The sequence below is a fragment of the Daejeonella sp. genome (genome assembly GCF_036405355.1).
Classification (GTDB): Bacteria; Bacteroidota; Bacteroidia; order Sphingobacteriales; family Sphingobacteriaceae; genus Daejeonella.
This window is the reverse complement of record NZ_DASWXT010000092.1, coordinates 19116-27731: the sequence shown is the minus strand read 5'-3', so window position 1 is coordinate 27731 and position 8616 is coordinate 19116. Positions and strand designations below refer to the sequence as shown.

Annotated in this window: 5 protein-coding genes; all 5 read right to left on the bottom strand. The window is 40.0% G+C overall.

Annotation, left to right across the window (positions count from 1 at the left end; all coding sequences use genetic code 11):
• The coding region (locus VGE44_RS11460) for a c-type cytochrome domain-containing protein (RefSeq protein WP_331079113.1) at window positions 1-890 on the bottom strand (890 nt) is incomplete at its 3' end.
• A gap of 1010 nt (window positions 891-1900) precedes the next feature.
• Window positions 1901-2833, bottom strand: a complete 933-nt coding sequence (locus VGE44_RS11455) for a sugar ABC transporter substrate-binding protein (protein WP_331079111.1) — start codon at window positions 2831-2833, stop codon at window positions 1901-1903.
• 11 nt (window positions 2834-2844) lie between these two features.
• On the bottom strand, window positions 2845-3783 hold the full coding sequence (locus VGE44_RS11450; protein ID WP_331079109.1) for an ABC transporter permease: 939 nt from the start codon (window positions 3781-3783) through the stop codon (window positions 2845-2847).
• Window positions 3770-5260 carry a sugar ABC transporter ATP-binding protein gene (locus VGE44_RS11445; protein WP_331079107.1) on the bottom strand — a complete coding sequence of 497 codons (1491 nt, stop codon included), beginning with the start codon at window positions 5258-5260 and terminating at the stop codon, window positions 3770-3772. Before VGE44_RS11445 ends, VGE44_RS11450 begins: the two co-directional genes overlap by 14 nt.
• A 112-nt stretch (window positions 5261-5372) precedes the next feature.
• Window positions 5373-8528 carry a protein O-mannosyl-transferase family gene (locus VGE44_RS11440; RefSeq protein WP_331079105.1) on the bottom strand — a complete coding sequence of 1052 codons (3156 nt, stop codon included), beginning with the start codon at window positions 8526-8528 and terminating at the stop codon, window positions 5373-5375.
• Between the last annotated feature and the right edge of the window lie 88 nt (window positions 8529-8616).

Sequence of the window (8616 nt, the reverse complement as noted above, 5' to 3'; positions counted from 1 at the left end):
TTGCCTTTGGAAGGCATTACATCTTCATGGTCTGAAGGCAGACTAATACGTCTGAATAGTTCACTCTCGTCAGTGTTTCCAGGTTTGATTACTTCTCCGTTTTCTCCGCCTTTAAAAACAAAATCCTTACGGTCGAGTCTTAATTCGCCTTTAACCTTTTCTTCTCCATGACATTTATAACAATTATGTGCAAATATCGCTCGTACTTTCAGGTTAAGTTCCTTTTCCTGCGCTTTGCTCAGAGTGTCTTTATCTTTAGAAATTGAAGAGAGATCAAAGCTGATATTTACTGCATTTTCATAATCATCGCTCCAGGGTAGGGTATTCGAAAGGTAATCATCGCCATGGGTTAATGAAGCACCGAAATGCCCGGCAAGAATGACCCCAAGGGTAGTTAGAAATAAGGAAAAGCGATAGGTTTTGATATGCTGGGTTTGATTTTTTACTAAAACTCTTTGATGCAGAAACCAAACAATAATTCCTAAAAAAGCAGTGCCGATACCCAGCCACTGGTGTAAAATCAGATTTTCGCCATATTCAGCATTTCCTGACAATAAGATTCCGAAAATTGCAGAAATCAGAGAAGATATAATTCCGGCAATCAGGAGGATTTGAATGCCAGGACGTAATGGAGAGTTAAATTTTTTAAATGTACTAAGTTCAAGGATGGCTGTAAACAGGAGCAGGGCTACCGGAAAATGAACTGCTAATGGGTGAAGCCTTCCAAAAAATCTCAAAAACCAGAAGTTTTCTGGAACAAGGGAAAGGAGTGAATTTGACGGAGCAAATTCATTATAAATCAGGTGAAGCAAAAAGATTGAAAGGAGGGTAATTAATAGGGCAATCAGCTTATTATTTCCGGAAAAATTATTTTTAGCATTACTACTCATTGGCTCCTGAACATGAATTGGTAATTAAATTTAATATTAATTTAGGAAACAATATAGTAAATAGGCACTGAAGCACCGGTATTTGTTCCGTTCTGTCGCTTAGGTTTTGGGCTGAAGCCCAATCTGATAACTGGATCTTCACCCGGAGCTAAAGCACCGGGCTATTGAGCGATATGGCTATCCCAAGGATCAGCATTTTTATTCATTCATGACACCAGTACGGTCGCTCAATAGGCCCCAGCTTTAGCTGGGGTTAACGAGTTTGTTAATTTTCGGGCTTCAGCCCTATATTCAACAATATGTAAGGAAAATTACATTGGGCTTCAGCCCAATCCGAAAACCGGATCTTGACCTGGAGAAAGTATCGGGTTATTCAAAGATATGGCTATCCCAACACTCAGTATATTTTATTCAATCGTTACCTATAATCCAGTGTCATCTCATCCATTAATTGACGGTTAAAGTTTCAATAATTTCATCCTCTTATCCCCACAGGTTAACCGCCATTATTTTACCTCCTGGGTATTCCGATGTGTTCGTCAATGTATTTGTGACATGACAATAGTCCGGCTTCGGTCAGAACCTTTTAGATTAATGACTGTCCTTCCCTCGATCTTAATTTCAGGTTTCTGGGTCACCGCTTCTTATTGGATTCTGGAAGACTTATTACCTCTTTCGATATGAACACAAATTAAGGCTGGAGGAAACACGGAGTAAACACGTACCTATTCCTGTTTTGTCCGCGTTTTGTCCGCGTTTAGTCCGTGTTTAGTATGTGTTTCCTGGTAAGCTGGTACGAACAAAAACATAAGCTGTCTGCCTGCAGACTAGCATGGATTTTAGGGATTTATGATGCTGGAAAATAAGGAGCTGGCTTGAAGGTTTTAACCTGGTTTATTATTTGCGCCAATATGGTGTGGGATATAAAAATGATGAGCCTATGATTCTTTTTAATTTGAAACAAAGAAATGTTTAACCGTCTAAACTTCTCACATTTATAATAGCTGAATCTATTTCAGGTAAGGATCAACATCCCCTTTTGCAAGCAATTTGAATGGAATCAATACTTCCTTGTCAAATTGCTGACCCCTCGCGATCTTAAAGGCGGTTTCAATTGCCCCGGCTCCCTGTTTACGGGCATCCTGAAAGACAGTGGCATCTAGATCACCTTTTTTGACTGCCTGTAATGCGTCGGCAATTGCATCAATACTTACTACAATTACTTTGTCCTTCATTCCGGCATCCTGTAAAGCTTTTACCGCGCCCAATCCCATTTCATCGTTATGGGCAAATACTGCATTGATTTTGGTGCCAAAAGATTGAATCCAGTTTTGCATTAAATCCATGCTTTTAGCTCTGTCCCATTCGGCTGTTTGCTGGGCAATCATATTAAGTCCAGGAAATTGCTTCATAATTTCTTTTGCACCCTGTTCTCTTTGAATTTGAGCAGCTTGTCCGTTCAAGCCCTGAATCATAACAATATTGCCCTTGCCTCCCAGTTTTTCTGCGATAAATTTCATTGCAATTCTGCCCGACTCAACGTCATTTGATCCAACAAATGCTGTTGGCTGGACTTTGGTGGCAGAGTTGACATTCACGATAGGGATGTTTGCCTCCAATGCTTTGGTCACTGCGGGGGAACTGGCCTCATACTCGCAGGGGTTCAGGATAATGACATCTACTTTTTGAGCTATAAAGCTCTCTACCTGTTCAATTTGCTTTAAAGGAGAGCGTTCAGCATCAACAATAATCAATTCAGCGCCTAAGTCCTCAGCTTTTTTTTGCATTTCATCACTGATATTTACAATGAACTCATTTTGCATGCTAAGCATTGAAACTCCTATGACTATTTTATCTGAATCATTTTTTTTATCACTTTCAGATTGATTGCATCCCAAAATGAATAAAAGCAGGCTGATAAGTATCAAATACGTGTATTTCATTTCCTCTAATTTTATGAATTCGATTTTTGGTTCATGCTATCCAGAACCACTGCCCCAATGATAATAATGCCCATTACAACCTGTTGGTAATAAGACGTTACATTTAATAAATCTAAGCTATTATTTATAACACCAATAAGTAAAACTCCGATCAGGGTTCCTGCAATACTGCCCTTTCCTCCTGTGGTACTGGTTCCGCCAATGACAACGGCTGCAATCGCATCCAATTCAAAACCTGCTCCAGCATTTGGCTGCCCGGTAGTTATTCTTGAGGTTAGTAATATCCCGGCTAAGCCGGCTAATAATCCTGAAACGGAATAGACAGTCATTTTAACCTGTGTTACATTGATTCCGGATGCTCTGGCTGCCTGTTCATTACCTCCAACCGCATAAATATACCTTCCCAGGATTGTTCTATTAAGTATTAGCGAACAGAGTATGAACATGACGATCAGAATTACAATCAGGACCGGTATGCCCATAATCTTCCCGCTGCCAATAAAAACAAAGGAATCGGAAAGATTGGATACCGGGCGGCCATTACTTAAAATCAGTGCTAACCCCCGGCCAATGGTCATGGTGCCCAGAGTAACAATGAAAGGGGCTATTTTGCTTTTGGTTATAATAAATCCGTTGAAGGCACCTATCAGCAGACCGGCAAAAAGACCGGCAAAAACAGGAACTAAAACCGGATAGCTATCAGGATGTGCCAGCATTGCAGCGCTTACACCTGCCACGGCTACTATAGATCCCAAAGAAAGGTCGATGCCGCCGGTAATGATCACAAAGGTTACTCCAAACGCTAATAGCGCATTAATGGAAACCTGAGTGATAATTATCGTCCAGTTTGAAACCGTTAAAAACTGAGGTGTAATAAATGAAATGATGAGGCAAATAATACCAAATACGATAAAAATACCGTACTGCCTGAGGTTTTTAATGTAATGCATACTGCATGATTTTTTCCTGACTTGCTTCTTTTTGCGTCAATATGGTTTTTTGCTTTCCTTTTGATAAAACCAGAACCCGGTTACTCATTCCCAAAATTTCAGGTAATTCTGAAGAGATCATAATTACCGCTAATCCAGTTTCAGTCAACTGCCTGATTAGTTTATAGATTTCCTGCTTGGCGCCAATATCAATTCCTCTGGTAGGTTCATCCAGAATAATTAAAGACGGGTAAGCCATTAATACCCTTGCAATTACCACCTTTTGCTGATTCCCGCCACTCAGATTCATCACTTTCTGGTTGAGGCCCGAAGCTTTGATATTTAGTTGCTGAGCTATTTTGCTGCTGGCTTTTTCTTCTTTCTTTTCGTTGATGAACCATGCTTTTGAGTAGTTCAATATACTCGAAAGACTTATATTTTGCTTAACTGATAATTCAGGAATAAAGCCCAGTGCTTTTCTGTCTTCGCTTACATACCCAATTCCTTCCCTGATAGCGTCTTTTGGTGATCTGATTTTAAGTTTTTTGCCTTTCAGCATGATTTCACCACTTTCAAAACTGTCTAATCCAAAAATTGCTCTGGCAATTTCAGTTCTACCTGCCCCCATTAAACCGGCAATGCCAAGCACTTCGCCTGCATATACCTCAAAATTTATATCAGAAAATTTTCCCTTTGTATTGAGGTTCTTTACTTTCAGGATTACTTCTTGCTGAGCTGTTGAACTTGCAGAAAAGAGCTCTTCCAGTTCACGGCCTACCATCAATGAAATCAAACTGCTTTTATCGAGTTCTGCCGTATGTTTTGTTGTTATATATTTACCATCCCTCAATACGGTAATCCGGTCTGCAATCTGGTAGATCTCCTCCATTTTATGGGAGATATAGATGATAGCAACTCCTTTACTTTTCAGGTCTTTAATGGTATTGAAAAGTATTTCAACCTCTTTCTCTGATAATGCGGAGCTTGGTTCATCCATAATAATGACCCGGGCATTATTAGAAACGGCTTTAGCTATTTCTATCAGTTGCAATTCGGCAATGCTGAGGTTTTTTGCTTTTGTGCGGACATTAATATTTAGTCCCATCGACAGTAATAAGTTCTCTGCCTGTTGATTTATTGCCAGTTCGTCAAGCAAATATGCACGCTTGATTTCTCTGCCTAAAAAGATGTTCTGAGCAACAGATAGATCGGGAACCATTAAAATTTCCTGATGAATCATTGAAATGCCTTTTTGCATAATGGAATGAACATCCATATTTTCAATTTGTTCTGAATTGAAAGAAATTGAGCCTGCATCAGCTTTTAAAAGCCCAATCAAAATTTTCATGAATGTTGATTTACCTGCGCCATTTTCGCCCATTAAGGCATGCACTTCACCTCTTTTAAGGTCAAAATGGATATTATCCAGAGCCTTTACACCAAAAAATGATTTGGAAAGACCATTTACCTTCAGAATTTGCTCATCAGCGGGATGCATTTTATTCAAATTCGATTTTGTTTAGCTTGAATGTACTGATATGCAATTAACAAAAAAAAAATCCCCGCTAATTAAATATAACGGGGATTTTTTTTTTCTGTGAAATTGAACTCTATCGATCAGCAGCCATGAACTTTGATTCAATGACCTTCATACGATCCTGTAATTTCTTAAGAACGGCAGCTTGTCCATTTTTTTCTGCAAGCTTAACCAGTTCACTCATCACATAAACACCCAGCTGTATTTCACGGGAATTAAGATTCTCTTTCGTTTTTGCTATAGCAGCCATATAATTTAGCTGGTCTTCGATATAATCAGCTGTATTTAGAGTAAGCTCATTTGCCTTTGCAGGTTCTTTGAGTTTATAGAGCAGATCTGCCATATAGAATTTGCGGATGGTAAAGTTCAGGGAATGATTTTTATCAGGAACCACCTCCATGCACTTCAATAATAACTTTCTGGCTTCTTCTGTCCGGCCTTCTTTATAAAGATTTTCAGCAAGAATATTGAAATGATTGATCATAGTATAGCTCATTCGCAATGATTCGGGGTCTAAATAGCTCGCATTTTTCATGTTTCCCCATTTAAACTTCGTCATGAGGTTTGTATACATCTGGTCTGAATTGGTTAATTCAGGTTTTTCAGCAGCCGAATCAAGCTGAGCTTTTTTCAGGGGCAACAGACGATAGGCAAATCCTTCGTTATACAGGAAATCACCTAACCCCATATAGTTATCATCTGGTACTGTAATTGCAAAATAAACCGGGCGTTTCCAATTATTATGAGCGAGAACATCGATCATGGCAAGCTCAGTTTTTGTAACATAATTCTTATTATACTTCCATTCCATAGCAGGGATGATCAGGTCCCTTTTACCTTCTGGTAAGGTTTTAGTCGCAATAATTTGGTCAGGATTGATACTGATTTTAAAGTTTTTTGTAGGAAGGAAATTTTCTTTTGAACCATCCTGATAGCTTGCTTTGTCGGCATCATTATCGGAGGTCATAATATCAAATATGTCCTTTAACTCGACCGAACCAGCTGTATTATAATCCTGATAACCCATCACATCGCGGACTCCCTGAACGAATTTTTCGTCAGGCATAGTGATTGGCAATGCTTCAGCCTGATTTACTTTCTTCTTCATTTGACGGATATACCAGTCGGTACCCAGCAAGCTTAAATTGACAACCCTGACATCCGGCCGGATATTTTCAACTTCCTGCACATACCAGAGCGGGTAAGTATCATTATCACCATAGGTAAACAAAATGGCATTAGGTGCGCATGATTCCAGGTAATTGGCTGCCATATCACGGGCCGTGAATTTAGTAGAACGGTCGTGGTCATTCCATCCTTCTTTGGCCATTAATATTGGTGCTGCAAGTAATCCGATCAATGTTGCAAGCAGGGCCGCTGTAGGAGCTTTAAATCTTGGCTTGAAAAAATCTGCGATTCCGGCTACTCCCAGGCCGATCCAGATCGCAAAGGCATAGAATGAACCGGTATAGGCATAATCCCGTTCGCGGGGTTGAAGTGGATTCTGGTTGAGGTAGAGCACAATCGCGAGACCGGTGAAAAAGAATAGCAATCCTACAATTCCGGCATCTTTCTGGTTCCGTTTAAAATGCCATAAAGCGCCAATGATTCCCATAATGAATGGAAGGAAGTAGAATCTGTTGAATGCATTATTTTCAAGCTGACTCTTAGGAAGTTCATATTGACCACCAAGCAGCATATTGTCTATGAATTTTACTCCTGATAACCAATTTCCGCGTGTATAATCACCATGCCCCTGTTCGTCGTTCTGTCTGCCTACAAAGTTCCAGGCGAAATAACGGGTATACATGAAACTGGTTTGATAACTGATCAGGAAGCCGAGGTTATCGAAAAAGGTAGGTGATTGATCTTCTGCCATTCCCATCCAGTCGCGGTAGAATCCAACATGCTGAGGATCATCACTGTACATTCTTGGAAGAATGGTATTCCGGTCGTAAATACGCTCATATTTCTGACCTGCATTTTCATATTTCTCTTTGCCCTTTCGATAAATAATATCTCCATGTTTGCTATCGATAGGTTTAGAATCAAAATATTGACCGTAAAGCAATGGACGATCGCCGTATTGTTCCCTGTTTACATAGCTAAGTAATGAGAATGCATTTGAAGCATCACTATTATTCAGGGTAGGATCTGCTTTCGCCCTGATTACGATCATAGCAAAGGAGCCATAACCGAAAATGATAAAGACAACCGATATTAGGGCTAAATTTAATACACGTCTTTTATCGCGTATTTTCAGGATATATTCAAGCCCGGCAAGCAGTATTGCTGCAACCACAAGGCCGGAAATTCCACCACCGAGGGTCATAAGCAGAACAAACGCACCGACGGCAAGCATCAGGTTAAGCTTATTCCCATTGATGCTGTAGAGTATCCCTGAGGTCAGACTGATAATTATCAGAAGCCCGAAAAATGCAACACCGGAACCGAAACCAAGACCAAGGGTATTGACAAAAAACAAGTCTGAATAAGCTGCGAATTTGATGATATATTGGACAATTCCATATTGTATAAATGCCAGAATAAACATACCTGCAAGTAAAGCCAGTAAAGTGCCCGAAGAAGTAGGTGCTTTAGATCTTCTGAAATAATACACAAGTGCAATAGCAGGTATCGCCAGTAGGTTTAACAAGTGTACACCGATTGAAAGGCCCATAACATAAGCGATAAAGATCAACCAACGGTCTGAATCCGGCTCATCGGCATGCTGATCCCATTTTAAGATTGCCCAGAAAACTACTGCAGTACATAAAGAAGATAGGGCATATACTTCGGCTTCAACGGCCGAAAACCAGAAAGAATCGGAGAAAGTATAGGCCAGAGCACCAACTAAACCGGAGCCCATTATACTGATCATTCCCCAATTTGAAAGTTCCTTGCCTTTTTCCTGAATAACTTTTTTTGCCAGGGCTGTGATAGTCCAGAACAGGAAGAGGATTGTGGCTGCACTGGCAAGGGCAGAAACCATGTTTATCCAGAAAGCCACTCTGCTTGTATCATTTCCGGCAATCAGAGAAAACACCTTTCCTAACATCAGGAATAGGGGAGCACCTGGCTGATGAACGACCTGAAGTTTATAAGCTGATGCAATGAATTCACCTGAATCCCAGAAACTTGTAGTGGGTTCCAGGGTTAGGGAATAGACGATCAGTGCTATTAAAAAACTTACCCAACCTAATAAATTATTGATTTTATTGTATGCCATAGATTCAAGATCAAAATAATGCTGTCGAAATTAATGAAATTATTAATATAAGAGGCAGAAAGCAGGCAGGGTTTAACAGAAATTAACA

What these genes read in the sequence shown, in the direction of transcription:
- VGE44_RS11455 (WP_331079111.1), bottom strand. Translation starts at nt 2,833, where the DNA reads ATGAAATACACGTATTTGATACTTATCAGCCTGCTTTTATTCATTTTG.
- VGE44_RS11445 (WP_331079107.1), bottom strand. Translation starts at nt 5,260, where the DNA reads ATGCATCCCGCTGATGAGCAAATTCTGAAGGTAAATGGTCTTTCCAAA.
- VGE44_RS11440 (WP_331079105.1), bottom strand. Translation starts at nt 8,528, where the DNA reads ATGGCATACAATAAAATCAATAATTTATTAGGTTGGGTAAGTTTTTTA.
- VGE44_RS11450 (WP_331079109.1), bottom strand. Translation starts at nt 3,783, where the DNA reads ATGCATTACATTAAAAACCTCAGGCAGTACGGTATTTTTATCGTATTT.